Below are 26148 nucleotides of genomic sequence, written 5' to 3' on the forward strand. Positions count from 1 at the left end.
CTCACGCGATGTGATCGGCTTCCAGCTCCTGGTGGTAGCGCTGCTTGAAGGCCGGCATCAGCTGCCGGATCAGCGCCTCGCTGCGCGGGTGGCGGACGTTGTGCCCGTCCGACAGGTGTATGTCGAGGACCGCGACGCTCGGGTAGTCGTTGTTCTCGGCGATGAACGCGGAGAACACCTCGTACGCGATCTCGGCGAACTCCTCGTCCTCCCGCGTCCACTGCTGCGCGGGCTCCTGGACGGGCTCGGGCACCGGTTCCGGGACGGGCAGCTGCTCCGGCTGCCCGCCGGGGGCGGTGCTGCCGACCGTGCCCACGTTGCCCAGCGGCCGGGTGCGGCCCCCCGGGCCCGAGGGGACCTGGTGCGGGACGGGGACCTCGACCTCGAAGTCCGGGTCGTACGTGCCCTCGTAGACCTTGGCGGTCGCCTGCGCCGGGAACCAGGGGTTGTCGTCGGCGGCGGGCTCCGCGGGGGCCCCGGACTGCTGCTGCCACTCCTCCGGGGCCGCCGCGCCCGGCAGTTCCGGATGCTGCTGGGCCGTCTCCACGGCGGGGGCGGCGGGCACCTGTTCCGGCATCGGCGTCGGCTCCGGGGCCGGGGGCAGGAGGGCCGGTTCGATGCCGGCGGCGGCCAGGCCGGCCGGGCCGGTCTCGGCGAGCGGCACGCCGTACTTCGCGAGGCGCAGCGGCATCAGGGACTCGACGGGCGCCTTGCGCCGCCAGGCGCGCCCGTAGCGGGCCTGGAGCCGGGCCTGGTAGATGAGCCGGTCCTGCTCCAGCTTGATGACCTGTTCGTAGCTGCGGAGCTCCCACAGCTTCATCCGGCGCCAGAGCCGGAAGGTGGGGACGGGGGAGAGCAGCCACCGGGTGAGGCGGACGCCCTCCATGTGCTTGTCGGCCGTGATGTCCGCGATCCGGCCCACGGCGTGGCGGGCGGCCTCGACGGCGACGACGAAGAGGACGGGGATGACCGCGTGCATGCCGACGCCGAGCGGGTCGGGCCAGGCGGCGGCGCCGTTGAACGCGATCGTCGCAGCCGTCAGCAGCCACGCCGTCTGGCGCAGCAGCGGGAACGGGATGCGCAGCCAGGTGAGCAGCAGGTCCAGGGCCAGCAGGACGCAGATGCCCGCGTCGATGCCGATCGGGAAGACCAGCGAGAAGTCGCCGAACCCCTTGCTCAGGGCCAGCTCGCGCACCGCCGCGTACGAACCGGCGAAGCCGATCGCGGCGATCAGCACCGCGCCGGCCACGACCAGACCGATCAGCACCCGATGCGTGCGCGTCAGCTGCATGGCAGCCACCCCCCATCCCCTCCCTGTTCCCTTGTCTCGTCGCCGGTGGCTTGTTTCCGGCGGGCACAGCCTGGCACATGTGTGCGAGAGGTGTCGCGGGGGGAGGGGCCGGGGCGGTCCCCGGTGTCAGTCCGAGGACTTCGACCCGTTCGACGAACTGGGCTTCTTGGACGGCTTCTTGGAGGAGTCGTCGGACGCCTTGTCAGTCGCCTTGTCAGTCGCCTCGCCGGTTGCCCCGTCGGTCGCCTTCGGGCTCTCGGCGCTGCCGGCATTGGCGTCGGCGACGGCCGCGACCGCGTCCTTGGCGGCCATCGTGGCGCCCTTCAGGATGGTCTCGGCGGACGGCGTCTTCGAACCGGCGTAGCCCGCGCCGTTGTAGTTGACGACCACGACGACGTTCCCGGTACGGGCGACGATCGTCGTGAACCGGAAGTCCTCGTCCGTCTTGGACTGGTCGTAGCTGATCTTCGTCGCCTGGTCGCCGATGCCGCTGACGGACCCGGTCGCGACGTTCTTCGCGCCGTCGGTCGCCTCGGTCTTCTTGACCTGCTTGTCGAACTCCTCGCCCGCCCGGGCGGCCCCGCTGCCCAGGGTCTGGTCGGAGGCGAAGCGGGTGAAGCCGACGTCCAGCCAGCGGTACTGGGAGCCCTTGACGCCCTTGTCGGCCAGCCCGTTCCAGGAGCAGCCGCCGCGGACGGAGGTGTCGGTGGACTTGCTGCGGGTGCCGTTCTTGCTCTTGGCCGAGGGGACCAGGGACTTGACGGTCTTCGCCTCGATCGCCTTGCAGGGGTCGGGCAGCGCGGCGAACTTCGCCGGCTCGACGACCGGTTCCGACTTCGTCGCCTGCGGTGACGCGGAGGCGGAGGAGTCCGCCTCCTTCTTGTCGCCGGAGTCCGACGAGCAGCCGGCGACGACGAGCATCACCGGGACGGCGGCGCAGGCGAGTATGCGGGTGAGTCGCGGGGCTGATCGGTGCATGGTTCCTTCACTCGGATGGCGCGGCGGTCGGGGGACGGTGGTGCGGCGGTAGCCGTGCGGAGACAGGCCGCGGCGATCGGCCGCCGGTGGCTCCGGAGGGCCACGGTACGACGGACGGCGACCGGATGCCGCTTTCGCCGGCGGGCGCGGGGAGCGGTACGGGGACGGCCCGGGCGGCGTCAGTCGTTGAACGAATCGGCCAGCTGACGGGCCAGTGCCTGGGCCTTCTCCTGGAGTTCCTTGCTGTCGGGGACCTCGGTGGACATGGCCGGCTGGGCGGTGTACTCGACGGTCACGATGACGTTGGATGTGCGGAACACCACGCTCACGGTGCGGTGGCGGGCGGGGGCGCCGGCCCGGCTGAGCGCGTCGTCCAGGAACGCGCTGTCGCCCAGTTTGTCCAGCAGCCGGGGCTGGAGGCTGTCGGCGGGGCTGCCGGAGGTGGTGCCGTCGGTGTCGGTGTCGCCGGACGCGCCCTTGTCGTTCGCGCCGTCCGTGTTCTCCGTGTCCTCCGTGTCCTCCGTGTCCTCCGATCCCTCCGTGCCCTCCGCGTCCGGGTCGCCGGAGCCGGACGGGGAGGCGTCGGGGCTCTCGGGCGGCAGGGCCGCGTCGGGCAGGTCGGCGGCGGTCTCCTTCTTCGCGTACACCTCGCGGGCGCGGTCGTCGTCGCTCACGGCGGTGTCGTAGGAGACGACGCGCTCGAAGTCCAGGTGGATGCTGCGGGTGCCCTCGGGGACGTCGGACTTCCAGCGGCAGCCGATCCGCCGGTCGGTGTCGTACGTGACCGTGGCGACGCCCTCGAACACCTTGTCCTGCTGGGCCTCCGGCATGTCGGCGGTGCCGGGCAGGAGGTCCTTGAGGGTGGCGCGCGGGATGGCGCGGCAGGCGTCGGGGAGGGTGCGGTACTTGCCCGGGGGAGCGGAGGACTCGGCCGGGGTGCTCGGCTTGCCGTCGGGGTCGGAGCCTCCACTTCCGGAGTCGCCGGTGCAGCCGGCGGCGAGCGCTGCGATGAGCACGGCGCCGGTCGCGTACGCCATTCGTCGCACGGTCCTGGGCTCCCTTCGTGCGAAAAACGGTTGCCGCCCGATGGCGGCCGGTGGACACAATGTGTATCGCACGCGCCGCTGTGAACGCCGGTCGGCCGACTCATTTGCCGATCTTGGCGCCGGTTTTGCGCTTTCAGACTTTTCCGGGGGAATCGAGGGGTTATGTCGTATGTAGAAGTGCCGGGTGCGCAGGTTCCCATCCGGATGTGGACCGACCCGGCATCGGTCGAGGACGTGGCGATGCAGCAGCTCCGCAACGTCGCCACGCTGCCCTGGATCAAGGGCCTGGCCGTCATGCCCGACGTGCATTTCGGCAAGGGCGCCACGGTCGGCTCGGTGATCGCGATGCACGGTGCGGTCTGTCCGGCGGCGGTGGGCGTGGACATCGGCTGCGGTATGTCCGCGGTGAAGACCTCGCTGACCGCGAACGACCTCCCCGGCGACCTGTCCGGCCTCCGCTCGAAGATCGAGCAGGCCATCCCGGTCGGCCGCGGGATGCACGACGACCCGGTCGACCCGTCCGGCCTGTACGGCCTCGCGGCCGGCGGCTGGGACGACTTCTGGTCGCGGTTCGACGGGGTGGCCGAAGCGGTCAAATTCCGTCAGGAACGGGCCACGAAGCAGATGGGAACGCTCGGAAGCGGAAACCACTTCATCGAGTTCTGTCTCGACGAGGCGGGTTCCGTCTGGCTGATGCTGCACTCCGGGTCGCGGAACATCGGCAAGGAACTGGCCGACTTCCACATCGGCCGGGCGCAGGGGCTGTCGCACAACCAGGGCCTCGTCGACCGCGACCTCGCGGTCTTCCTCGCCGACACGGAGCCGATGCGCGAGTACCGCAACGACCTGTTCTGGGCGCAGGAGTACGCGAAGCACAACCGCGCGGTCATGATGGCGCTGTTCCAGAACGTCGTCCGCAAGGAGTTCAAGAAGGCCAAGGTCACCTTCGAACCGGTCATCTCCTGTCACCACAACTACGTGGCGGAGGAGCGGTACGACGGGATGGACCTGCTGGTCACCCGCAAGGGCGCGATCCGGGCCGGCTCCGGCGACTACGGGATCATCCCGGGCTCCATGGGCACCGGTTCGTACATCGTGAAGGGTCTCGGCAACGAGAAGTCCTTCAACTCGGCCTCGCACGGCGCCGGCCGCAAGATGAGCCGGAACGCGGCGAAGAAGCGGTTCTCCACCCAGGACCTGGCGGACCAGACGCGGGGCGTCGAATGCCGCAAGGACTCCGGGGTCGTGGACGAGATCCCGGGCGCCTACAAGCCGATCGAGAAGGTCATCGACCAGCAGCGCGACCTGGTCGAGGTCGTCGCCAAGCTGAAGCAGGTCATCTGCGTGAAGGGCTGAGCCGGGGGCCGGGCCGACCCGGCCCCGGGACACCTCACGCCGTGCGGTGCACCTTCGAGTTGGACGCCTGGGCGCGGGGGCGGACCACCAGGAGGTCGATGTTGACGTGGCTGGGACGGGTGACCGCCCAGTTGATCGTGTCGGCCACGTCGTCGGCGGTGAGGGGGGCCTCGACGCCCGCGTAGACCTTGGCGGCCTTGTCCGTGTCGCCGCGGAAGCGGGTGGTCGCGAACTCCTCGGTCTTGACCATGCCCGGGGCGATCTCGATGACGCGGACCGGGGTGCCGACGATCTCCAGACGCAGGGTCTCGGCCAGGACGTGTTCGCCGTGCTTGGCGGCCACGTAGCCGCCGCCGCCCTCGTAGGTGGAGAGGCCGGCCGTCGAGGAGAGGATGACCACCGTGCCGTCGCCGCTCGCGGTGAGGGCCGGCAGGAGGGCCTGGGTCACGTTGAGCGTGCCGATGACGTTCGTCTCGTACATCTGCCGCCAGTCCTGCGGGTCACCCGTGGCGACCGGGTCGGCGCCCAGCGCGCCGCCCGCGTTGTTCACCAGGACCGCCAGGGAGCGGAACGCGGTGGCGAACTCGTCCACCGCCGCGCGGTCGGTGACGTCCAGCGCGTAGGCCGTGGCCTGGTGGCCGGCCTCCGTCAGCTCGGCGGCCAGGGCCTCGATGCGGTCCTTGCGGCGGGCGGTGAGCACGACGCGGTAGCCGGAGGCCGCCAGCTGCCGGGCGGTCGCGGCGCCGATGCCGCTGCTCGCTCCGGTGACGACGGCGATGGGGGTTGCGGCCATGGTCGGGCTCTCCTCGGACGGCTGAACGGTACGGTCGAACGGGGCCAGGATAGGCGGGCCGCGCCGGGGTCAGTGGTCGCGGGGGGCGTACATGATCACGGCCATCCCGGCCAGGCAGACCAGCGCGCCGGTCACGTCCCAGCGGTCCGGCCGGTAGCCGTCGGCGGCCATCCCCCAGGCGATCGAGCCCGCCACGAAGACCCCGCCGTACGCCGCGAGCACCCGCCCGAACTCGCCGTCCGGCTGGAGCGTCGCCACGAAGCCGTACGCACCCAGAGCGATGATCCCCGCGCCGATCCAGGCCCACCCCCGGTGCTCGCGCACGCCCTGCCAGACGAGCCAGGCACCACCGATCTCGAAGAGCGCGGCCAGGACGAACAGGGCGGTGGAGCGGAGCACGGACATGGGAGCAGGGTGTCATGGGCGGTGCGCCGCGAGCCGCGCCGGGAACATGAGGCTCACCGGGCCAGCGCGGCGCGCAGGGCCGCCGGGTCGGCGTGGTCGCTCGCCCAGGCGATGTACCCGTCGGGGCGGACCAGCAGGGCGGTGTCCCGGTCGCTCGTCCAGTGGGTGTGCAGGAGCGGGATGCCGGACGCCGGCTCGGGTGTTCCGGCGGGGGTGACGAGGACGTGCGTGCCCCCGCCCAGCAGTCGGTGCAGGCGGCCCTCCGTCAGGCTGAGGTCGGGTGCCCGCTTCCCGGTCAGGCGGTGGGAGCCGCGTGGCGCCCCGTAGGCGATCCCGATGCCCGAGATCATGCCGATGGCCCGGTCGGAGGCGGGGCGGACGACGGACAGCGCGCGGGTGACCAGTGCCCTGGACGCCCGCTGGAGCGGCGTGCTCGCCATCGCGAGGCGGACGATGGCGCCGCTGGCGCGGAGCACCTTCGCGCCGACCGGGTGCCGTTCGGCGTGGTAGCTGTCCAGGAGCGCCTCGGGGTCGGCCGGGTGTCCGCGCAGTGCCGCGGCGAGCTTCCAGGAGAGGTTGGCCGCGTCCTGGAGCCCGGTGTTCATGCCCTGGCCGCCGGCCGGGGAGTGGACGTGCGCGGCGTCCCCGGCGAGGAAGACCCGTCCCGAGCGGTACGCGGGCACCTGGCGTTCGTCGCTGTGGAAGCGGGAGATCCATCGGGCGTCGTGCATGCCGTAGTCCGTGCCGAACGCCTGGCGCGCGATCCCCCGGAGCTCGTCCAGCCCGACCGGCTCGCTGTCGTCCGCCTGGTGGGCACGGTTCCACCCCATCACGCGGTACCAGCCGTCGCCGAACGGCGCGATGAAGGCGAAGGCGTCCCCCGCCCCGTTGACCGTGAGGAGCTCGTCCGGCTCCTCGGTGAGCCGGACGTCGGCCAGGACGATGGACCGGATCACCGACTCGCCGGGGAAGGGGAGCCCGAGGGCCTGGCGGACGGAGCTGCGGACTCCGTCGGTGCCCACGGCGTACCGCGCGGTGAGGCTGCCCGGCGTGCCGTCCGCGCTCCGGAGGGAGGCGGTCACGGTGCCGGGGTCCGCCGTCCGGTCCAGCCCCGTCAGCTCCGCCCCGTACCGGAAGTCCACGCCGGCGGCGCGGGCGCGGCGCTCCAGGAGGCGCTCCACCTCGTACTGCGGGGTGACCAGCAGGAACGGGAAGCGGGTGCGCAGCCGGGACAGGTCCACGTCCAGCCGTCCGAAGAGCCGGAGGCCGGTGAGCGTGGTGCCCGTACTGATCAGCTCCTCGGCGAGGCCGCGGGAGTCGAGCAGTTCGAGCGTACGGGCGTGCACGGCGAAGGCGCGGGTGACGTTCCCCGCCTCGTGCCTGCGGCGCTCGACGAGCGTGACCGACAGGCCCTGGGCGGCCAGGTCGCCGGCGAGCAGTAATCCGGTGGGGCCCGCGCCGACGATCAGCACGTCGACGAGGGCTTCGCGGCCGGTGTGGGCCGCCGGTCGGGCGTCGGGGGCGGGGGTGGCGGTGGGGTTGCTGGTCATGTCGGTCTCCCGGTTTCGGATGCGGCGTCCGCGGGCCCATGACGTGGGCCGCGACTTTGCCAACGCCTGTTGGTCAACGCTTGTTGGTCAACGCTTGTTGGTCAACGCTTGTTGGTCAACGCTTGTTGGTCAACGCTTGTAGGCAAATGTAAAACGCCCTCGCTGGCATGTCAACAGATGTTGGCCTACAGTTGTTGGCATGATGATGAAGGCCTCCCCGGCGTCCCGCCGTTCGGATGTGACCCGGGCCGCGATCCTCGACGCCGCCCGCGAGCGGTTCGCGACCGACGGGTACGAGCGCGCCACCATCCGCTCCATCGCCCGCGACGCGAACATCGACCCGTCGATGGTGATGCGCTACTTCGGCAACAAGGAGGGCCTGTTCGCCGCCGCGTCGGTGATCGACCTCCGCCTGCCGGAGCTCGGAGCCATGCCCGGCAAGCACATCGGGGCGGTCCTCGTCGGTCACTTCCTCGACCGCTGGGAGCGGGACGACGTGCTCACCGGCCTGCTCCGGGTCGGCGCCACGAACGAGGCGGGGGCCGAGCGGATTCGGACCGTCTTCGCCGAGCAGTTCGGGCCGGTCGTCGCGGGTCTCTGCCCCGATCCCTCCGACGCCCCGCGCCGCGCCGCGCTCGCCGCCTCGCAGATCCTGGGCATGGCGCTCGCGCGGTACGTGCTGCGGCTCGAACCCGCCGTTTCCATGGACCGGGACGAGGTGATCGCCTGGCTCGCGCCCACCGTCCAGCGCTACCTGACGGCCGAAGGGCCCTGAAGCGCCGCTGCGCGGACCGTCGCCCTCCGCTCCGTACACTCTCCGCATGCCGCCCAAGCAGTCCCCCCGCCGCAGCACCCTGCTGACCGAGATGTCCGTCGTGTCGCGGCGTTACATGGCCGCGTACGCGCTGTTCAACCAGGCCGTCGCCGACCGGCTGGGGCTGCACCCGACCGACCTCCAGTGCCTGAACCTGCTCGGCCTGGAGGCGGCGCCCGTCACCACGGGCCGCGTCGCCGAACTGACCGGGCTCACCACCGGCTCGGCGACCCGGCTGGTGGACCGGCTCGTGCGGGCCGGTTACGTGACCCGGGCGCGGGACACCGCGGACCGGCGGCGGGTGCTCGTGGCGACCGTGCCCGAACGCATGGCGGAGTTCGGCGCGGTGTGGAAGCGGTTGAACGGCGGCTGGGACGCCCTGTTCGACGCGTACGACGACGACGAGGTCGCCCTGCTCCTCGGCCATATGCGGCGGACGGTGGAGCTGAGCACGTCGCAGATCGCGCGGCTGCGGGAGGGCGGGGCCTGAGGCCCCGCCTCAGCTCGCCACCGGGCCGAAGTCGCGGACCGCTTCCGCGACGATCGCCTCCAGGCGGGCGTGGTGCGCGCCCCGCCAGTAGACCCGTCCGCACTCCGCGCACTGCGCGAACACGTCGTACGTCCGGCGCGTCCCGTGTTCCAGGTGCGGGCCGACCGTGTCCTTGTCGGCCGCCGTCAGTGGACCGTTGCACGCGGTGCACCGGCTCCACGGGGCGAGCGCCGGGGCGAACCGCTCCAGGACGTCCCGCAGCTGCTCGTCCGGCCGGTCGCTGTAGACGTACGCGCCGGCCCAGAGCTCGCGGCGGTGCAGCAGCCCCCGGTCCCGGGAGAGCAGGACGCGCCGCTCCTTCGCGGAGAGCGCGGCCAGGGCCGGGTCGCCGATGTCCTCGCTCTCGTAGGCGGCGTCGACGCCGAGCAGCCGCAGCCGCCGGGCGAGGGTGCCGAGGTGGACGTCGAGCAGGAAGCGCAGGGGCGCCCCCGGCACGGGCTGCGGGCGGGGCACCGGGCGGACCTCGACCAGCTCCTCGGCGGCCGGGATGTGTGAGGCGGGGGCCGGGCGGCCGTCCACGAGGAGTTCGCCGGCCTCGGTGAGCGGGATGCCCAGGGACTCGACGACATGGCCGAGCGTGGACGAGCCGTCGGTGATCACCGGCGTCCGCCCCTTTCGGCGCCCGTGGGCCACGAAAAGCCTGAGCTCGGGGGCGACTTCGAGGTGGATCTCCGGTCCGTTCACCTGGTCAGGATGCCACCGGGGGTCCCGCGGTGCCCACGGATTTCAGGGCCGGAAGGCGGCGGCGTGCTCGGCGGCCCAGGTGGCGAAGGTGCGGGCCGGGTGGCCGGTCAGCCTCTCCACCCCGTCGGCCACCTCGGCGGGCGTGCCGTCCGTGGCCGCCCAGTAGGCGAGCAGCCCGTCGGCGACCTCGGCCGGCATGAAGGGCGCCATGGCCTCCTTCCAGGCGGACGGGCTCACCTCGCCGACGGTGGCCGGGGTGCCGGAGGCGTCGGCCAGGATGCGGACCTGCTCGGCGGCGCTGAGGGACGCGGGGCCGGTGAGGTGGTAGGCGGCGCCCTGGAGGGCCGGGTCGGTGAGCGCGGCGAGGGCGGCCTCGGCGATGTCGGTCTCGTGAATGGGGCTGCCCTCGCTGCGGGGGTAGGGCAGGTCGACGGGGCGCCCGGAGCGGAAGGACCCCGCCCAGCCGTACGCGTTGGTGGCGAAGGCGCCGGGGCGCAGCAGGGTCGTGGTGAGCGGTGCGGCGAGCAGCGCCTGCTCCACCGCGTGGTGCGCGGCGGCGATCGGGTTGGCCGCCGGATCGGGGGCCAGGACCGAGCTGGAGGACAGCAGCACGATGTGGCGCACTCCGGCGGTCCGGGCGGCGGTGACGAAGGCGTCGATGTGCGCCGGTTCCGCGTACAGGAAGACGGAGTCGACGCCCTCCAGGGCGGCCGGGAACGTGCCGGGGTCGCCGAGGTCGCAGGTCACGGCGGGGACGCCGGGCGGCGGGGTCAGCTCGGCGGCGTTGCGCGAGGCGGCGCGGACGGGGTGGCCGCCCTGGTGCAGGAGGTCGGTGAGCGCGGTGCCGACGCGACCGCGGCAGCCGGTGACGAGCGTGAGCATGGGGGCTCCTCGGGGAAAGTCGAATGCGTCGCGCATAGATTGCGCGACGCAGGTAAATATCCAGGAGGCGGCGGCAGCCGTCAAACGGGATAACCGCCTTCAGCCGGCCGCGCGCAAATCCAGCCGCCAGTCGTTGGCGAGGAGCGGGTGGCCCGGCGGGTACTCGATCTCGCACGCGCCGAGCAGCGTGAAGCCGGCCTTGCGGCAGACGCCGTTCGACGGGCCGTTCTCCACGGACGGGTAGGCGTGCAGATAGCGGTGCTTGTGCGCGGCGCGCGCCGCGTCGGCCACCGCGCGCGTCGCCGCCGAGGCGATGCCACGGCCCTGGAACTCCGGCAGCACCGTCCAGCCCGTCTCGTACACCTCCCCGTCCCGCCAGGTGCGCTCCCAGAAGCCGATGGCGCCCACGGCCTCCGCCCCACCGGCCAGGGCGACGCGGAACATCCGCCCCCGGCCCGTCCGGTCCGCGCTGAGCGTGACGTAACGGGCGTGGCGCGCCCTCAGCTGCTCCTCCGTCTCGGGCCCGCCCAGATGGTCCATCAGCTCCGGTGCGTTGGCCCGGCGGAGCAGGTCCAGGTCGCCGTCGGACCAGGGCACGATGCGTACGGAGGACGCCGCGGCGCGCTGCACAGAGGTCATCTCCGCACTGTAGGACGCGGCACTGACAACGGGTCGTCAGCGGGGCGCTCAGCGGGCGGACAGCGCCGTGGGCGGGACGCCGAGCGTCGCCGTGAAGTCCCGGACCAGGTGCGCCTGGTCGCTGTATCCGAGCTCGGCGGCGAGGGCCGCCCAGTCCACGTCCGGCGCCGCCCCGGCGCGTTCCAGCGCCTCGTGGATGCGGTAGCGCAGGATGACCCACTTCGGGCCGACCCCCACGTACGCGGCGAACAGCCGTTGCAGGGAGCGCGCCGACACGCCCTCGGCGCGGGCGAGTCCGTCCACGCGCAGGACCGTGCGGTCGGTGCGCACCAGGTCCACCAGGGCCATCGCGAGATCGGCGCGAGGGTCGGGCTCGGGGCCGAGGGCCAGCAGGTACGCGTCGAGCGCGGCGACCCGGTCGTCCTCGGCCGCCGGGTCCAGCACGGCGGCGGACGGTGCGGGCGGTGCGGGCGGTGCCGATGGTGCTGGTTGTGCGGGCGGCGCCGGTGGCGCGAACACGTCGGTCGCCGGGAGCCGGCGGCCCGTCCACCGGGAGACGGGCGCCCCGGGCGCGAACGGCCGGAACCCGCCGGGCCGGAACTGCACCCCGCAGACCCGCCCGCGCCCCTCCAGCTTCTGCGTGAACAGCTCCAGGCCGACGCCCGCGACCTCGGCGCACCCCGCGTCCTCGTCGCCGCAGCCCGGGTACCGCGCGAAGACGAGGTTGACGCTCGGGTGCGGGACGAGATGCGAGGCGTACGGCTGCGCGAGGTCCCAGTCGATCAGCCAGTAGTGCTCCAGATACCGCCGCAGCGCGGGCGCGGGCTCGCGGCGCCGGAACCGTACGTGCGCGAACAGCTCGGGCGCGTCGACGATGCCCCGGGTATCGCGCCGGGGGCCTCCGAGACCGGCCACGACGGCAGAGCCTAGGGCCGCTCAGGGCCTTCGGCCAGTCGCGCGGCCTGCTGGGTGTACGGGGAGGGCGGCGCGGGATGCCTGCGCCGCCACCAGGTGCGCGTCACCGTGTAGAGGCCGCTGGCGAGCAGCAGCGCGGGGACGGACAGGGTCAGGAGTGTGTCGCCCATGGCAGCCTCCTTCGGGAGGGCGGTGCCTCCTGCATCGGCAGGGCGGGCGGGGCGACTGAAGATCATTCTTCGGCCATTGAATGGCCGGATACGGCCGGCCACACCTGTCCTTCGAGCACGTGACCGCAGGCGGGGGGCGCGGCCCGGCTCAGCCGCCGCTCACCACGTCCCGGACCGCCGCCAGGAAGTCCTCCGTACGCGGATGCGTGGGATGGACGGGACGCGCGAGGTAGACGGTCGCGGCGGGCGCGTCGGCCACCGGGACGAACCGGACGCCCGGGTGGCCGTGGCTCTCGGCCGTCCCCGCCGCGCCCAGCCCGAACGCGCCCCCGGCGGCGATCAGGTTCAGCCACTCGTCCACATTGCCGACCTCGACCGTGCGGTCCGGGCGGCGCTCCGGCGGCCACAGGCCGGGCGACGCGGTGCCGGTGTCCGGCCACAGGGCGAGGGGGAGGGCCTGGCGGGCGGTCAGTTCGGCCAGCAGGACCCGGTCCCGGCCGGCGAGCGGGTGGTCGTCGGGCAGGGCGGCGACCCGGTCCTCCGTGTACAGCGCCTCGGTGCGGATGCGGGGGTCGGCGGGGACGGTACGGAGCACGGCGACATCGGTGTCCCCGGTGGCCAGGCCCGCCGTGCTGTTGTCCTGGCGGACCACGTCCAGCGGGATGTGCGGGTGCGCCCGGCGCCACGAGCGCAGCAGCGGCACGGTCTGCCGTCCGAGCACCGCGCAGGTGTAGCCGATGCGCAGGGGGCGGGAGACGGTGCGGGTGTCGGCGAGGGCGGCGTCGAGGTGGGCGAGGATCGCCCGCCCGTGCCCGAGCAGGGTCTGCCCGGCCGAGGTGAGCGTCAGGTGCCGGGGCGAACGGTCGACGAGCCGGATGCCGACCCGTGACTCCAGCTGGGCCAGCGTGCGCGAGAGGGCGGGCTGTGTCATGTGCAGCCGGACCGCGGCGGCGGTGATGGTGCCCGCCTCGGCCACCGCGTCCAGCGCCCTGAGGTGGCGCAGCTCCACATCATCCATGCCTGAGGAGCATAGTCCCTGCGCACACGGCATTTCCGGCCGTTGCGCGGGGCTCGTAGCGTCAAAGGCGCCGGGGTTCTCCCGGCTTCCTCGAACACGTCATGGACGGACGGTGCGACATGCGGATTCTCCTGGTCGGTGCGGCGGGCACGCTGGGCGGTGCGGTACGGAAGGCGCTGGCGGCGCGCGGTCACACGGTGATCGGGGTCGGCCGCTCGGGCGGTGATCTGGTGGCCGATGTGACCCGGCCCGACGAGGTCGCCCGGCTCTACGCGGAGGCCGGCCCGCTGGACGCGGTCGCGGTCACCGCCGGCGACGCGGTGTTCCGCCCGCTCGCCGACCTGACGCCCGAGGACTTCGCGGCCACGTTCCGCGGCAAGGCCCTGAGCCAGCTCGACCTGGTCCGCCAGGGCGCGGCCCAGCTGCCCCCGCACGGCTCGTTCACCCTGGTCAGCGGCATCCTGACCGAGGAGCCCATCGCGGCCGGCGCAGCCGCCTCCGCGGCGAACGGGGCGGTGGAGGCGTTCGTCCGGGCCGCCGCGATCGAACTCCCGCCCCAGCGCGTCAACGCGGTCAGCCCCACGGTGGCCGAGGAGTCCCTGCCCGCCTACGGCCCCTTCTTCGCGGGCATCGAACCGGTCCCGGCGGCCCGCGTGGCCACGGCGTACGTGCGCTCGATCGAGGGCGCGCAGACGGGGCGGGTGTACCGGGTGCGGTAGCCGGGGGCGCCCCCGCCCGGCCCTGCCGTCAGGGCCAGACCAGGCAGTACGCCTGGTGCCCCGCGTCGTGCAGCCGGTGGCTGAAGTCCTGCCACTCGTGCAGCAGCTGGTAGACGTTGAACGCGTCGCGCGGGCCGCCCCGGTCCGGGACCGTGGACCAGATGAAGGCGGCGGCGCCCACCGACTCCTCGCCCACGCCGCGCAGCGGGTCGACCACCGTCATGGGGAGCTTGACCACCGCGTAGTCGGGGTGCAGGACGACCAGCTCCAGCGGGGGGACCTTGTGCAGGGGTATGCCCTGGATGCCGGTGAGGACCATCGCGGCCACCGTCTCCGGCTTGATCTTGGTGAACATGCCGCCCATGCCGAGCTCGTCGCCGCCGAGCTCCTCGGGGCGCATGGAGATGGGCACGCGTGCCGCGGTGGCCCCGTCGGGAGCACCGAAATATTTGTAGGTCACCCCCACCCGGCCACCACTCCCGCTCCCGGCTCCGCCGCCTGTCCGCGCCTCACCGGCCTGTATGCCCTGCGTGTGCTCGGCCTCGCGCCGCCGGTGCCGGCCACGCCGGGCAGGCTCGGGCCCCGGGCCGTCCGTCCCTTCGCCCACTCCGCCACCGCGATGCATATCTCATCCACCCGACTACTCACTAGGAGGCACAGCCCCCGCCGTGCAACCCGATCATCGTGTCAGTGACCTCCCCCACGGGCGTGCGGTGAAACACCTGTCCGCAAAGACCGTCCGTGGCTCTGACACCATGGCATGTGTGAGCTTTCCCTATGACGCCCCAGTTTCGCAGACGCTTTTCGACCGCGCGTCCCTCGTGACGCCCGGCGGCGTGAACTCTCCCGTCCGAGCCTTCCGGGCCGTGGGCGGTACGCCCCGGTTCATGGTGTCCGGTACCGGTCCGTACCTGACCGACGCCGACGGGCGCGAGTACGTCGACCTCGTGTGCTCGTGGGGGCCGATGATCCTCGGCCACTCCCACCCCGAGGTGATCGCCGCAGTCCAGGAGGCCGTCGCCCGCGGCACCTCGTTCGGTACGCCCGGCGAGGGCGAGGTCGCGCTCGCCGAGGAGATCGTCGCGCGCGTCGAGCCGGTCGAGCAGGTGCGGCTGGTGTCGTCCGGGACCGAGGCGACGATGTCCGCGATCCGCCTCGCCCGCGGGTTCACCGGCCGGGCCAAGGTCGTGAAGTTCGCCGGCTGCTACCACGGCCATGTGGACGCCCTGCTCGCGTCGGCCGGGTCCGGCGTCGCCACCTTCGGGCTGCCGGACACCCCCGGGGTCACCGGCGCGCAGGCGGGCGACACGATCGTGCTGCCGTACAACGACCTGGACGCCGTGCGCGCCGCGTTCGCCGCGCGGCCGGGCGAGATCGCGTGCGTGATCACCGAGGCGTCGCCGGGCAACATGGGCGTCGTCCCGCCGCTGGACGGGTTCAACGCGGGGCTCAAGGAGCTGTGCGCCGCCAACGGGGCGCTGTACATCTCCGACGAGGTGATGACCGGCTTCCGTACGTCGAAGGCCGGCTGGTACGGCGTCGACGGGGTCCGCCCGGACCTGATGACCTTCGGCAAGGTCATGGGCGGCGGCTTCCCGGCCGCGGCGTTCGGCGGGCGCGCCGACGTGATGGCGCACCTGGCCCCGGCCGGCCCGGTCTACCAGGCGGGCACGCTGTCCGGGAACCCGGTCGCCACCGCCGCCGGGCTCGCGCAGCTGCGGCTGCTGGACGACGCGGCGTACGCGAAGGTGGACGCGGTCTCGGCCGAGATCCGGGGGCTGGTGAGCGCCGCCCTGGACAAGGAGGGCGTCGCGCACACCGTCCAGGCGGCGAGCAACATGTTCTCCGTGTTCTTCACGGACGGGCCCGTCCGTGACTACGAGGACGCCAAGCGGCAGGACGCCTTCCGCTTCACCCCGTTCTTCCACTCGATGCTGGCGCAGGGCGTCTACCTCCCGCCGTCCGCGTTCGAGTCGTGGTTCGTGTCCACCGCCCACGACACGCAGGCCGTCGAGCGCATCGCCGCCGCCCTGCCCGCCGCCGCCCGCGCCGCCTCGGAGGCCACCGCATGAGCGAGAAGAATCCCGACGACATCACCGTGGTGCACCTGATGCGCCACGGCGAGGTGCACAACCCGGAGGGCGTGCTGTACGGGCGCCGGGCCGGGTACCACCTCTCCGAGCTGGGCCGGCAGATGGCCGACCGGGTCGCCGAGCACCTGGAGAAGCGCGACATCACGTACGCCGTCGCCTCCCCGCTGGAGCGCGCCCAGGAGACCGCGACCCCGATCGCCAAGGCGCACGGCCTGGACCTCGCCACGGACGAACGGCTCATCGAGGCCGCCAACGTCTTCGAGGGCAAGACCTTCGGCGTGGGCGACGGCGCGCTGCGCAAGCCGGACAACTGGAAGCACCTGACGAACCCGTTCCGCCCGTCCTGGGGCGAGCCGTACATCGAGCAGGTCGTCCGCATGATGGGCGCGCTCGACGCGGCCCGGGACGCGGCCCGGGGGCACGAGGCGGTCTGCGTCAGCCACCAGCTGCCGATCTGGATCGTCCGCAGCTTCGTGGAGCGGCGGCGGCTCTGGCACGACCCGCGCAAGCGGCAGTGCACCCTCGCCTCGCTCACCAGCTTCACGTACCGGGGCGACAAGATCGTCTCCGTCGGCTACTCGGAGCCGGCCCGCGACCTGGTCCCCGCGCACCTGCGGGCCGGCGCGAAGCCGGTGAAGGGCGCGTCGAAGGGTTTCGGCGCGTAAGCGGGCCCACGGGGCGGCACTAGTACCTGTGTTCGGTCAACGCCAGGTCTGGTTTCGTAAAGAATTTTGTGCTATCCGGGGGAACCTCCGTGTGGCTCCTCCCATCTAAGCGATTGCCAGTTTGTATGGACTTAAGGCAAAACGACCGCAGATGGGAAGCCGCATGCGTGAGATCAGCCGAAGGGGATTGCTCGGAGCCGGTCTCGGTGCCGCGGCCGCCGCCGGAATGGCGGGGTGCGGCGCCACCGGCTCCGGGCCCGGCGCCGGAGACGGAAGCCCGAGCCCGGACAAGGGCGCCACCGGGGAGAAGGCGGCCGGCGGAACCTCGAAGGGCACCGGGAACAAGAAGGACGTCCGCGCCATCGGCGACGGTTCCACCGCCTATACCGGGAAGCAGCCGAAGCAACCCCACGCCCCCGTTCCCCTGGAGCCCGGGCAGAAGCCGCCGCAGTTCGTGATCTTTTCCTGGGACGGGGCCGGCGAGGTCGGCAACGGGCTCTTCCCGCGCTTTCTGGAACTCGCCCGGGAACACGACGCGTCGATGACCTTCTTCCTCTCCGGCCTCTATCTCCTGCCGGAATCGAAGAAAACGCTCTACCGCCCGCCGAACAACCCCGTCGGCGCCTCCGACATCGGCTATCTCACCGACGGCCACCTCAAGGAGACGCTGAAGAACGTCCGGCAGGCCTGGCTCGACGGCCACGAGATCGGCACCCACTTCAACGGGCATTTCTGCGCCGGCTCCGGATCGGTCGCCAACTGGACCCCCGCCCAGTGGCAGAGCGAAATCGACCAGGCGATCTCCTTCGTCACCCAATGGCGCACCAACACCGGCTGGGACGGCGAGGAATCGCTCCCCTTCGATTACCGCAAGGAACTCGTCGGCGGACGCACCCCCTGCCTCCTCGGCCAGGACAACCTGCTCCCCACCGCCAAGAAGCTCGGCTGGCGCTACGACGCCAGCTCGCCCGGCGGCACCCAGGTCTGGCCCGTCAAACGCCAGGGCGTCTGGGACCTGCCGCTCCAGGGCATCCCGTTCCCCGGGCACACCTTCGAAGTCCTCTCCATGGACTACAACATCCTGGCCAACCAGTCGCGGAACTCGACCAAGGGAATGCCCTCCCGCTATCCCGGCTGGCGCGAACAGGCCACGCAGTCCTACCTCAGCGGATTCAAGCGCGCCTACGAGACGAACCGCGCGCCCTTCTACATCGGAAACCACTTCGAGGAGTGGAACGGCGGCATCTATATGGACGCCGTCGAAGAAACGCTCAAGCACATCGCCGGGAAACCGGATGTGCGCCTCGTCTCCTTCCGGCAGTTCGTCGACTGGCTCGACGTCCAGGACCCGGCGGTCCTCGCCAAGCTCCGTACACTCCAGGTCGGCGAAGCACCCGCGGGCGGCTGGAACACCTTCTTTAAACGAGCCTGACAACGGGCTTTACGGGCACCGAGGGGGGCGCCCAAGATCCCCGGAAGGGCCATGCGAAACTTTTCACATGAGCCATGGCCGCGCACCCCGACGCCGCTTCACGCTGCTCGCCGCCCCATTGGCGGCCGCCGCGCTCGCACTGACGCTGACCGCGTGCGACTCCGGCAGCAAGACCAGCGGCGGCGGCGACACCAACTTCGTCACGGGCACCGGCGGAATCGCCACCGCGCCCAAGGACGAGCGCGTCGACGCCCCGGAGCTCGCCGGCGAGACCGTGGACGGCAAGCAGCTCGACCTCGCCGACTACAAGGGCAAGATCATCGTCCTGAACGCCTGGGGCTCGTGGTGCGCCCCCTGCCGGCTCGAAGCGAAGTACTTCAAGAAGGTCGCCGAGGCCACCAAGGACAAGGGCGTGCAGTTCGTGGGCATCAACACCCGCGACAACTCCAAGAGCAACGCCCTCGCGTTCGAAGAGAGCCACGAGACCCCCTACCCCAGCTTCTACGACCGGACCGGAAAGCTCCTGCTGCGCTTCCCCAAGGGCACCTTCAGGCTCCAGTCCATCCCGTCGACCGTCGTCATCGACCGGGACGGCAAGCTCGCCGCCCGCTTCGTGGGCCCCATGGACGACACCGACCTGCACAAGATGATCGACCCGCTGATCGCGGAGAAGTGATCAGGTGAGCACCCTCGCCGCCGCCATGCAGAACGACACGGTCATGAACGGGGCCCTCCTGGTCGCCCTGCCCGTCGCCCTGCTCGGCGGGCTCGTCTCGTTCTTCTCGCCCTGCGTCCTGCCGCTCGTCCCCGGCTACCTCAGCTACGTCACCGGGGTCAGCGGCGCCGACCTCGCCGAGGCCCGGCGCGGCCGGATGGTCGCCGGCGCCTCGCTCTTCGTCGTCGGCTTCACCGCCGTCTTCGTCTCCGGCGGCGCCCTCTTCGGCTACTTCGGCGACACCCTCCAGGCCAACAGCGGGCCCCTCACCAAGGTGCTCGGCGTGCTGATGATCCTCATGGGCGTCTTCTTCATGGGCCTCATGCCGTGGATGACGCAGCGCGAATTCCGTATCCACAGGAAGCCGGTGACCGGCCTGGTCGGCGCCCCGCTGCTCGGCGCCCTCTTCGGCATCGGCTGGACCCCGTGCCTCGGACCCACGCTCAGCTCGGTCTCCATCCTCGCCATGGACCAGGGCACCGCCGGACGCGGCGCCATACTGACCGTGGCCTACTGCCTCGGCTTGGGCATCCCCTTCGTGCTCGCCGCCGTCGCCTTCCGCAAGGCCCTCGGCGCGTTCGGATGGGTCAAGCGCCACTACGCCTGGGTCATGCGCATCGGCGGCGGCATGATGATCGTGACCGGGCTGCTCCTGCTCACCGGCGCGTGGGGCAGCATGATGCAGGAACTACAGGGCTGGTCGGCCGACTTCCAGGTGGGGATCTGAGTACCCATGAGCAACACCACGTCCAACCCCTCCCAGGAGCGGGACCAGGAGAACACGGCTGAACTCGGCGCCGCCGGCTCCCAGCTCTCCACCGCCCCCCGCGAGGAGACCCTGGCGAACCTCCCCGCCATGGGCGTCATCGGCTGGATTCGCTGGTTCTGGCGCCAGCTCACCTCCATGCGGGTCGCGCTGATCCTGCTCTTCCTGCTCTCGCTCGGCGCCATCCCCGGCTCGCTGATCCCGCAGAACAGCGTGGACGAGCTGAAGGTGCAGACGTTCAAGGACGCGCACACCGTCGTCACGCCGATCTACGAGAAGCTGCAGTTCTTCGACGTCTACAGCTCGGTGTGGTTCTCCGCGATCTACATCCTGCTGTTCGTCTCGCTCATCGGCTGCATCGTCCCGCGCACCGCCACCTTCGTCGGCCAGCTCCGCAGCCGCCCGCCGGGCGCCCCCAAGCGCCTCACCCGGCTGCCCGCGTACACCACCTGGCGCACCGAGGCCGAGCCGGAGAAGGTCCACGAGGCCGCGCTCGCCATCGTCCGCAAGCGCCGCTACCGGGCCCACCTCGCCGGTGACGCCGTCGCCGCCGAGAAGGGCTACCTGCGCGAGGCCGGCAACCTGATCTTCCACGTCGCGCTCATCGTGATGCTCATCGCCTTCGCCTGGGGCCAGCTCTTCAAGTACGAGGGCGCCAAGCTGGTCGTCGAGGGCGACGGCTTCTCCAACACGATCATCCAGTACGACGACTTCAAGTCCGGCTCGCTCTACGACGACGACGCGCTGACCCCGTTCAGCTTCACCCTGGACGACTTCATCGGCACCTACGAGCGCAAGGGGCCGCAGATCGGCACCCCGCGTACGTACGAGGCGCGCGTGACCTTCTCCGACGGCGCGTACGGCAAGCCGGAGAAGAAGGTCATCAGGGTCAACGAACCCCTCGTCGTCCACGGCACGAAGGTCTACCTCAACGCCCACGGCTACGCCCCCGTCATCTCCGTCAAGGACGGCCGGGGCAAGCAGGTCTTCCACGCTCCCGTCCCGCTGCTGCCCCTCGACAACAACGTCACGTCGAGCGGCGCCATCAAGGTGCTCGACGGCTACCGCGACAAGAACGGCAAGACCGAGCAGCTGGGCTTCCAGGCGTTCTTCGTGCCGACCTTCGCTGGCAAGGGCAAGGGCACCATGTGGTCCCAGTTCCCGGCCGCCGACTTCCCCGTCCTCGCGCTCAACGGCTACCACGGCTCCATCGGCGTCGACTCCGGCATCGCGCAGAACGTGTACCAGCTGGACACGAGCAAGATGAAGGAGTTCAAGGACGCCGACGGCAAGCAGCTCAAGCAGCGCCTCCTCGTCGGCGAGACGATGAAGCTGCCCGACGGGGCCGGCTCCATCACCTTCGAGGGCCTCCAGGAGTGGGCGAGCTTCCAGATCTCCGAGCAGCCCGCCAGCGGCTGGGCGCTCACCGGCGCCGTAGCCGCCATCGCCGGCCTCGCCGGCTCCCTGTTCATCCAGCGCCGACGCGTCTGGATCCGGGCCGTGCGCGGCGCCGACGGCGTCACCGTGGTCGAGATGGCCGGACTCGGCCGCAGCGAGTCCGCGAAGCTTCCCGAGGAGCTGGCCGACCTCGCGGTCACGCTCAACGCCGAGGCGCCCACCGCGCCCGGCACCGACAGCGACGTCGCCGAGGCGTCCTCCGTAGAACCCGCCGAAGGGGCTGAGAAGTGAATCTCGCCGCCGCAACCAACGAGAACCTGGCACACACCAGCAATGTGCTGATCTATTCGTCGATGGCCGTCTACACCCTGGCCTTCTTCGCGCACATCGCGGAGTGGGTGTTCGGCAGCCGCAGCAAGGTCGGCCGCACCGCCGCCGCGCTCACCACCGAGGAGGCCGCCGCGGCCGGCACGGTGAAGGTCCAGGTCGCCACCCAGGGCGGGGGCACCGCCGTCCTGGAGAAGCCCGAGGTCATCACCCGGTCCGCGACCGGCTCGCGGGACGTCCCGGACGGGCCCGGCGCCGCCGGCGGCACCTTCAAGGGCGACCTCTACGGGCGGATGGCGGTCTCGCTGACCGTCCTCGCCTTCCTGGTCGAGGCCGGCGGCGTCGTCGCCCGCGCGCTGTCCGTGCAGCGCGCGCCCTGGGGCAACATGTACGAGTTCTCCATCACCTTCTCCACGGTGGCGGTCGGCGCGTACCTGGTCCTGCTCGCGCTGAAGAAGAACGTCCGCTGGATGGGGCTGCTGCTCGTCACCACCGTCCTGCTGGACCTCGGCATCGCGACCACGGTGCTCTACACCTCCAGCGACCAGCTGGTGCCCGCGCTGCACTCCTACTGGCTGTGGATCCACGTCTCCACCGCCATCATCTGCGGCGCCGTCTTCTACATCGGCGCGGTCGGCACCCTGCTCTACCTCTTCCGCGACAGCTACGAGAACAAGCTCGCGAACGGTCAGGAGCCCGGCGCCTTCGCGCAGTCGGTGCTCTCCCGGCTGCCGTCCGCGTCGACCCTCGACAAGTTCTCGTACCGGGTCAACGCGGCCGTCTTCCCGCTGTGGACGTTCACGATCATCGCGGGCGCCATCTGGGCGGGCGACGCCTGGGGCCGCTACTGGGGCTGGGACCCCAAGGAGGTCTGGTCCTTCATCACCTGGGTCGCGTACGCGGCCTACCTGCACGCCCGCGCCACCGCCGGCTGGAAGGGCCGCAAGGCCGCCTACCTGGCCCTGGTCGCCTTCGGCTGCTGGCTGTTCAACTACTACGGCGTCAACATCTTCGTCACCGGCAAGCACTCGTACGCCGGCGTCTGACGCACACCGCCGCACCGCCTGCCCGCCACCGGTCCGCCGGGGCGGGCAGCGGTCGTTCCCCGGGGGAGGGGCCGCACGTGACCATGCACGACGACCAAGTCGACGTGACCGCCGAGACCGTCGCGGCCCTGATCCGCGACCAGTTCCCCCAGTGGGCCGGCGAGGCCGTCCGCCCCCTGGCCTCCACCGGCACGATGAACACCATCTTCCGCATCGGCGACGGCCTCTCCGCCCGCTTCCCCCTGCACCGGGCCGGCCCCGCCGAAGCGCTGGCGGCCCTGGAACAAGAGACCCGGGCGGCCGCGGAGCTGGCACGGGCCACCCGCTTCCCCGTCCCGCAACCGGTCGCCCTGGGTGCGCCCGGGGCCGGTTACCCCATGCCCTGGGCCGTCCAGACCTGGCTGCCCGGGACCAACGCCTTCGACGCCGACCCGGCCGCGTCCGACGCCTTCGCCCGGGACCTCGCGGACTTCGTCGCCGGCCTCCGGGACGCCGGCACGGGGGGCCGCTCCTTCGGCGGCCGGGGGCGCGGCGGGGCGATCACCGACCACGACGGCTGGATGGCCACGTGCTTCGAGGAGAGCGAGGGCCTGCTCGACGCGGCCCCGCTGCGCGCGCTGTGGGCCGGCTTCCGGGAGCTGCCGCGCACGAGCCCCGACGTGATGAGCCACGGCGACCTGATCCCCGGCAACGTCCTGGTCCTGGGCGGCCGGCTCGGCGGCGTGCTCGACACCGGCGGCTTCGGCCCGGCCGACCCGGCGCTCGACCTGGTGGGCGCCTGGCACCTGCTGGGCCCGGGCCCGCGCGAGGTGTTCCGGCGGGCGCTGGGCTGCGACGACCTCGACTGGGAGCGCGGCAGGGCGTGGGCGTTCGAGCAGGCGATGGGCCTGGTCTGGTACTACGCGAAGAGCAATCCGCCGATGAGCGCCCTGGGCCGCCGCACGCTCGCCCGCCTCCTGGACCCGGCGGGCGCCGCCTAGGAGGCTTCCTCCGTGCCGTTCTCGCGGCGCTTCAGCTCCTCCTCGCGGCGGCGCAGGTCCGCCTCCCAGTCCTTGAGGAGCGCCTCGTCCTTCTTGTTCTCCTCCTTCAGCGACTTCAGGAAGTCCGGATTGTCGTCCGGAGCCACCCACTGCGAGCGGTGGTTGCTGTGCCACTCGGAGGGCGTACGGCCTCCGGCGGGCGGCTGCCGGACCTTGCCGGCGGCCAGCCACACGATCGGGCCGACGATCCAGAACAGCAGGATGATGAAGACCCAGGCGATCTTCGGCAGGTGCCTGGCCTCGTCCTCCGGGGTGTTCAGGCAGTCGATGAACGCGAAGATCGTCAGCGCCAGCGGCAGAAGGTAGATCAGGGCCCGGAGCATGGTGGAAAAGTCCCCCCGAGGAGAGTTGGCGGGGCATTCCCCCGCCCCGGTGACGGGCCCAGGGTAGCGGGTGGCCGATACTGGTCTTCATGGCTTACGACGATCTTCGATCCCTCCTCCGGGCTCTGGAGCGCGAGGGCGAGCTCAAGCGCATCAAGGCCGAGGTCGACCCGTATCTGGAGGTCGGTGAGATCGTCGACCGGGTGAACAAGGCCGGCGGGCCCGCGCTGCTCTTCGAGAACGTCAAGGGGTCCTCGATGCCCCTGGCCATGAACGTCTTCGGCACCGACAAGCGGCTGCTCAAGGCGCTCGGGCTGAAGTCCTACGGGGAGATCAGCGAGAAGATCGGCGGGCTGCTCAGGCCCGAGCTGCCGCACGGGTTCGTCGGGGTGCGGGAAGCCTTCGGGAAGCTCGGATCGATGGTGCACGTGCCGCCGAAGAAGGTGAAGGGCGAGAACGCGCCCGTCCAGGAGGTCGTCCTCACCGGCGACGACGTGGACCTGGACCGGCTGCCCGCGCTGTTCACCTGGCCCAAGGACGGCGGTTCCTTCTTCAACCTGGGGCTCACCCACACCAAGCACCCCGAGACCGGCATCCGCAACCTCGGGCTCTACCGGCTCCAGCGCCACGACCGGCGCACCATCGGGATGCACTGGCAGATCCACAAGGACAGCCGCAACCACTACCAGGTCGCCGCCCGGCGCGGGGAGCGGCTGCCCGTCGCCATCGCGTTCGGTGCGCCGCCCGCCGTCACGTACGCCTCCACCGCACCGCTGCCCGAGGACATCGACGAGTACATGTTCGCCGGGTTCCTCCAGGGCAAGCGGATCGAGATGGTCGACTGCAAGACCGTGCCGCTCCAGGTGCCGGCCCACGCCGAGGTGGTCATCGAAGGCTGGCTGGAGCCCGGCAAGACGCTGCCCGAGGGGCCGTTCGGCGACCACACCGGGTTCTACACCCCGCAGGAACCGTTCCCCGCGCTGACGATCGACTGCGTGACCATGCGGAAGCGGCCGCTGCTCCAGTCCATCGTGGTCGGCCGGCCGCCGACCGAGGACGGGCCGCTCGGGCGGGCCACCGAACGGTTCTTCCTGCCGCTGCTCAAGATCATCGTCCCGGACATCGTGGACTACCACCTGCCGGAGTCCGGCGGCTTCCACAACTGCGCGATCGTCTCGATCGACAAGAAGTACCCGAAGCACGCGCAGAAGGTGATGAGCGCGATCTGGGGCGCGCACATGATGTCGCTGACGAAGCTGATCGTCGTGGTGGACTCCGACTGCGACGTCCACGACCTGCACGAGGTGTCCTGGCGGGCCCTCGGCAACACGGACTACGCCCGCGACCTGGTGGTCACCGAGGGCCCCGTCGACCACCTCGACCACGCCTCGTACCAGCAGTTCTGGGGCGGCAAGGCGGGCATCGACGCGACGCGGAAGTGGCCCGAGGAGGGGTACACGCGGGACGGGGGCTGGCCGGACATGGTCGAGTCGGACCCGGAGACGGCGGCCCTGGTGGACCGCCGGTGGAAGGAGTACGGGCTGTGAGCGCAGCGGAAGCGACCCTGGGTCCGGGGCCCGCGCAACCCAGCAGCAGGGTGAAGGCGTTCCTGCGGCTCGTGATGATCGAGCACTCCGTCTTCGCGCTGCCCTTCGCGTACATCGCCGCCCTGACCGCGATGTTCCTCGACGGCGGGGAGATCCAGTGGGTCACGCTGCTGCTGGTCACGGTCGCGATGGTCGGGCTGCGGACGTTCGCGATGGCCGCGAACCGGATCATCGACCGCGAGATCGACGCCCGCAATCCGCGCACGGCCGGCCGTGAGCTGGTGACCGGCGCGGTGTCGGTGAAGTCGGCGTGGACGGGGGCGCTCGTCGCCGTCGTCGTGTTCCTCGGGGCCGCCGCCCTGCTGAACCCGCTGTGCCTGGCGCTGGCGCCGGTCGCGGTGGTCCCGATGGTGGTCTACCCGTACGGCAAGCGGTTCACGAACTTCCCGCACGCGATCCTGGGGCTCGCCCAGGCGATGGGCCCGGTCGGGGCCTGGCTCGCGGTGACCGGCAGCTGGTCGGGGGACGCGGTCATCCTGGGGCTCGCCGTCGGCATCTGGATCGGCGGCTTCGACCTGATCTTCGCCTGCCAGGACGTGCAGGCCGACCGGGCGCACGGGGTGCTGTCCTTCCCGGCGCGCTTCGGCATCCCGGCCGCCCTCTGGGGCGCGCGGGTGTGCCACGTGGTGACGACGGGCCTGCTGGTCTGGTTCGGCCTCGCCACGGACGCGGAGGTCTTCTACTGGATCGGCATGGTGATCGTCTCGGTCGCCTTCGTGTACGAGCACCGGGTGGTGCGGCCGCACGACCTGTCGCGGCTGAACCGGGCGTTCTTCTCGGTCAACGGCTTCATCGGCATAGCGCTGTTCGTGTGCGCGCTGCTGGACCTGTTGGTGCGCGGGCTCACGGTGTGAGCGCGCGCGGGGTGGTGGGGCGGCGCAGCGCGAAGGCCGCCACCACCCCGCCCACGGCCCTCGGACAGTTCC

28 protein-coding genes are annotated in these 26148 nt (G+C 71.7%); 14 read left to right on the plus strand and 14 right to left on the minus strand.

Features of this window, described 5'->3' with window-relative positions; all coding sequences use genetic code 11:
- Position 1: 1 nt before the first annotated feature.
- The 3 genes from ACFUJY_RS24525 to ACFUJY_RS24535 all read right to left on the minus strand — a co-directional run bounded on the left by ACFUJY_RS24525 (position 2) and on the right by ACFUJY_RS24535 (position 3306).
- Positions 2-1291: a DUF2637 domain-containing protein gene (locus tag ACFUJY_RS24525; protein WP_383303703.1), complete on the minus strand. Its 1290-nt coding sequence runs from the start codon at positions 1289-1291 to the stop codon at positions 2-4.
- 126 nt (positions 1292-1417) lie between these two features.
- The gene (locus ACFUJY_RS24530) at positions 1418-2269 is read right to left on the minus strand and encodes a DUF3558 domain-containing protein (RefSeq protein WP_383303300.1); all 852 of its coding nucleotides are present in this window, start codon (positions 2267-2269) and stop codon (positions 1418-1420) included.
- A gap of 179 nt (positions 2270-2448) precedes the next feature.
- Positions 2449-3306: a DUF3558 domain-containing protein gene (locus ACFUJY_RS24535; RefSeq protein WP_383303302.1), complete on the minus strand. Its 858-nt coding sequence runs from the start codon at positions 3304-3306 to the stop codon at positions 2449-2451.
- A gap of 171 nt (positions 3307-3477) precedes the next feature.
- Here ACFUJY_RS24535 and ACFUJY_RS24540 point away from each other — a divergent pair, with 171 nt between their 5' ends.
- Positions 3478-4671 (plus strand): RtcB family protein, encoded by a 1194-nt coding sequence (locus ACFUJY_RS24540; protein ID WP_383303304.1) that lies wholly within the window; start codon positions 3478-3480, stop codon positions 4669-4671.
- A gap of 34 nt (positions 4672-4705) precedes the next feature.
- Here the strand turns inward: ACFUJY_RS24540 and ACFUJY_RS24545 are convergent, their stop codons facing one another.
- From ACFUJY_RS24545 to ACFUJY_RS24555, 3 genes are all read right to left on the minus strand, one after another.
- Positions 4706-5464: an SDR family NAD(P)-dependent oxidoreductase gene (locus tag ACFUJY_RS24545; protein ID WP_383303307.1), complete on the minus strand. Its 759-nt coding sequence runs from the start codon at positions 5462-5464 to the stop codon at positions 4706-4708.
- A 69-nt stretch (positions 5465-5533) separates the two neighbouring features.
- On the minus strand, positions 5534-5869 hold the full coding sequence (locus ACFUJY_RS24550; protein WP_383303310.1) for a YnfA family protein: 336 nt from the start codon (positions 5867-5869) through the stop codon (positions 5534-5536).
- A gap of 53 nt (positions 5870-5922) precedes the next feature.
- Complete coding sequence (locus ACFUJY_RS24555; protein ID WP_383303313.1) at positions 5923-7419, minus strand: FAD-dependent oxidoreductase; 1497 nt, start codon at positions 7417-7419, stop codon at positions 5923-5925.
- Positions 7420-7621: 202 nt separating this feature from the next.
- Here ACFUJY_RS24555 and ACFUJY_RS24560 point away from each other — a divergent pair, with 202 nt between their 5' ends.
- Positions 7622-8194, plus strand: a complete 573-nt coding sequence (locus tag ACFUJY_RS24560) for a TetR family transcriptional regulator (RefSeq protein WP_383303707.1) — start codon at positions 7622-7624, stop codon at positions 8192-8194.
- A 46-nt stretch (positions 8195-8240) separates the two neighbouring features.
- Entirely contained in the window at positions 8241-8723 is a 483-nt protein-coding gene (locus tag ACFUJY_RS24565; RefSeq protein WP_383303315.1) for a MarR family winged helix-turn-helix transcriptional regulator, read from the plus strand.
- Positions 8724-8732: 9 nt separating this feature from the next.
- Here the strand turns inward: ACFUJY_RS24565 and ACFUJY_RS24570 are convergent, their stop codons facing one another.
- The 6 genes from ACFUJY_RS24570 to ACFUJY_RS24595 form a co-directional block, all read right to left on the minus strand.
- Positions 8733-9467: a Mut7-C RNAse domain-containing protein gene (locus ACFUJY_RS24570; protein WP_383303318.1), complete on the minus strand. Its 735-nt coding sequence runs from the start codon at positions 9465-9467 to the stop codon at positions 8733-8735.
- A 42-nt stretch (positions 9468-9509) separates the two neighbouring features.
- The gene (locus tag ACFUJY_RS24575; RefSeq protein WP_383303321.1) at positions 9510-10349 is read right to left on the minus strand and encodes an NAD(P)H-binding protein; all 840 of its coding nucleotides are present in this window, start codon (positions 10347-10349) and stop codon (positions 9510-9512) included.
- Between the two features lie 99 nt (positions 10350-10448).
- Positions 10449-10988 carry a GNAT family N-acetyltransferase gene (locus tag ACFUJY_RS24580; protein WP_383303323.1) on the minus strand — a complete coding sequence of 180 codons (540 nt, stop codon included), beginning with the start codon at positions 10986-10988 and terminating at the stop codon, positions 10449-10451.
- 48 nt (positions 10989-11036) lie between these two features.
- Complete coding sequence (locus ACFUJY_RS24585; RefSeq protein ID WP_383303325.1) at positions 11037-11903, minus strand: DUF6597 domain-containing transcriptional factor; 867 nt, start codon at positions 11901-11903, stop codon at positions 11037-11039.
- A gap of 11 nt (positions 11904-11914) precedes the next feature.
- Complete coding sequence (locus ACFUJY_RS24590; RefSeq protein ID WP_383303327.1) at positions 11915-12073, minus strand: hypothetical protein; 159 nt, start codon at positions 12071-12073, stop codon at positions 11915-11917.
- 148 nt (positions 12074-12221) lie between these two features.
- Positions 12222-13091 carry a LysR family transcriptional regulator gene (locus ACFUJY_RS24595; protein ID WP_383303330.1) on the minus strand — a complete coding sequence of 290 codons (870 nt, stop codon included), beginning with the start codon at positions 13089-13091 and terminating at the stop codon, positions 12222-12224.
- 119 nt (positions 13092-13210) lie between these two features.
- Here ACFUJY_RS24595 and ACFUJY_RS24600 point away from each other — a divergent pair, with 119 nt between their 5' ends.
- Positions 13211-13810 carry a short chain dehydrogenase gene (locus tag ACFUJY_RS24600; protein ID WP_383303331.1) on the plus strand — a complete coding sequence of 200 codons (600 nt, stop codon included), beginning with the start codon at positions 13211-13213 and terminating at the stop codon, positions 13808-13810.
- A gap of 28 nt (positions 13811-13838) precedes the next feature.
- Here the strand turns inward: ACFUJY_RS24600 and ACFUJY_RS24605 are convergent, their stop codons facing one another.
- On the minus strand, positions 13839-14435 hold the full coding sequence (locus tag ACFUJY_RS24605; protein WP_073865012.1) for a hypothetical protein: 597 nt from the start codon (positions 14433-14435) through the stop codon (positions 13839-13841).
- Between the two features lie 130 nt (positions 14436-14565).
- Here ACFUJY_RS24605 and hemL point away from each other — a divergent pair, with 130 nt between their 5' ends.
- The 8 genes from hemL (at position 14566) to ACFUJY_RS24645 (ending at position 23232) form a co-directional block, all read left to right on the plus strand.
- Positions 14566-15882, plus strand: a complete 1317-nt coding sequence (gene hemL / locus ACFUJY_RS24610; protein WP_383303334.1) for a glutamate-1-semialdehyde 2,1-aminomutase — start codon at positions 14566-14568, stop codon at positions 15880-15882.
- Positions 15879-16568, plus strand: coding sequence for a histidine phosphatase family protein (locus ACFUJY_RS24615; RefSeq protein WP_073968737.1), 690 nt, complete (start codon positions 15879-15881; stop codon positions 16566-16568). Before hemL ends, ACFUJY_RS24615 begins: the two co-directional genes overlap by 4 nt.
- 163 nt (positions 16569-16731) lie before the next feature.
- Positions 16732-18000, plus strand: coding sequence for a hypothetical protein (locus ACFUJY_RS24620; RefSeq protein WP_383303337.1), 1269 nt, complete (start codon positions 16732-16734; stop codon positions 17998-18000).
- Positions 18001-18067: 67 nt separating this feature from the next.
- Entirely contained in the window at positions 18068-18676 is a 609-nt protein-coding gene (locus tag ACFUJY_RS24625) for a TlpA family protein disulfide reductase (RefSeq protein ID WP_383303340.1), read from the plus strand.
- A gap of 25 nt (positions 18677-18701) precedes the next feature.
- Positions 18702-19442, plus strand: coding sequence for a cytochrome c biogenesis CcdA family protein (locus ACFUJY_RS24630; RefSeq protein ID WP_383303710.1), 741 nt, complete (start codon positions 18702-18704; stop codon positions 19440-19442).
- 6 nt (positions 19443-19448) lie between these two features.
- Positions 19449-21170, plus strand: a complete 1722-nt coding sequence (locus ACFUJY_RS24635; protein ID WP_383303343.1) for a cytochrome c biogenesis protein ResB — start codon at positions 19449-19451, stop codon at positions 21168-21170.
- Entirely contained in the window at positions 21167-22252 is a 1086-nt protein-coding gene (gene ccsB / locus ACFUJY_RS24640; protein WP_383303345.1) for a c-type cytochrome biogenesis protein CcsB, read from the plus strand. The genes ACFUJY_RS24635 and ccsB overlap by 4 nt, the downstream gene beginning before the upstream one ends.
- A 77-nt stretch (positions 22253-22329) precedes the next feature.
- Positions 22330-23232: an aminoglycoside phosphotransferase family protein gene (locus tag ACFUJY_RS24645; protein WP_383303347.1), complete on the plus strand. Its 903-nt coding sequence runs from the start codon at positions 22330-22332 to the stop codon at positions 23230-23232.
- Here ACFUJY_RS24645 and ACFUJY_RS24650 read toward each other — a convergent pair.
- Complete coding sequence (locus ACFUJY_RS24650) at positions 23229-23615, minus strand: PLD nuclease N-terminal domain-containing protein (protein WP_383303350.1); 387 nt, start codon at positions 23613-23615, stop codon at positions 23229-23231. The two genes, ACFUJY_RS24645 and ACFUJY_RS24650, sit on opposite strands and share 4 nt — an antisense overlap.
- 89 nt (positions 23616-23704) lie before the next feature.
- On the opposite strand from ACFUJY_RS24650, the gene ACFUJY_RS24655 reads away from it, so the two are divergent.
- Complete coding sequence (locus ACFUJY_RS24655) at positions 23705-25162, plus strand: menaquinone biosynthesis decarboxylase (protein WP_383303353.1); 1458 nt, start codon at positions 23705-23707, stop codon at positions 25160-25162.
- The gene (gene mqnP, locus ACFUJY_RS24660; protein ID WP_383303355.1) at positions 25159-26076 is read left to right on the plus strand and encodes a menaquinone biosynthesis prenyltransferase MqnP; all 918 of its coding nucleotides are present in this window, start codon (positions 25159-25161) and stop codon (positions 26074-26076) included. Before ACFUJY_RS24655 ends, mqnP begins: the two co-directional genes overlap by 4 nt.
- Positions 26077-26148: the final 72 nt, after the last annotated feature.

The organism is Streptomyces sp. NPDC057249 (assembly GCF_042669245.1).
GTDB lineage: Bacteria > Actinomycetota > Actinomycetes > Streptomycetales > Streptomycetaceae > Streptomyces.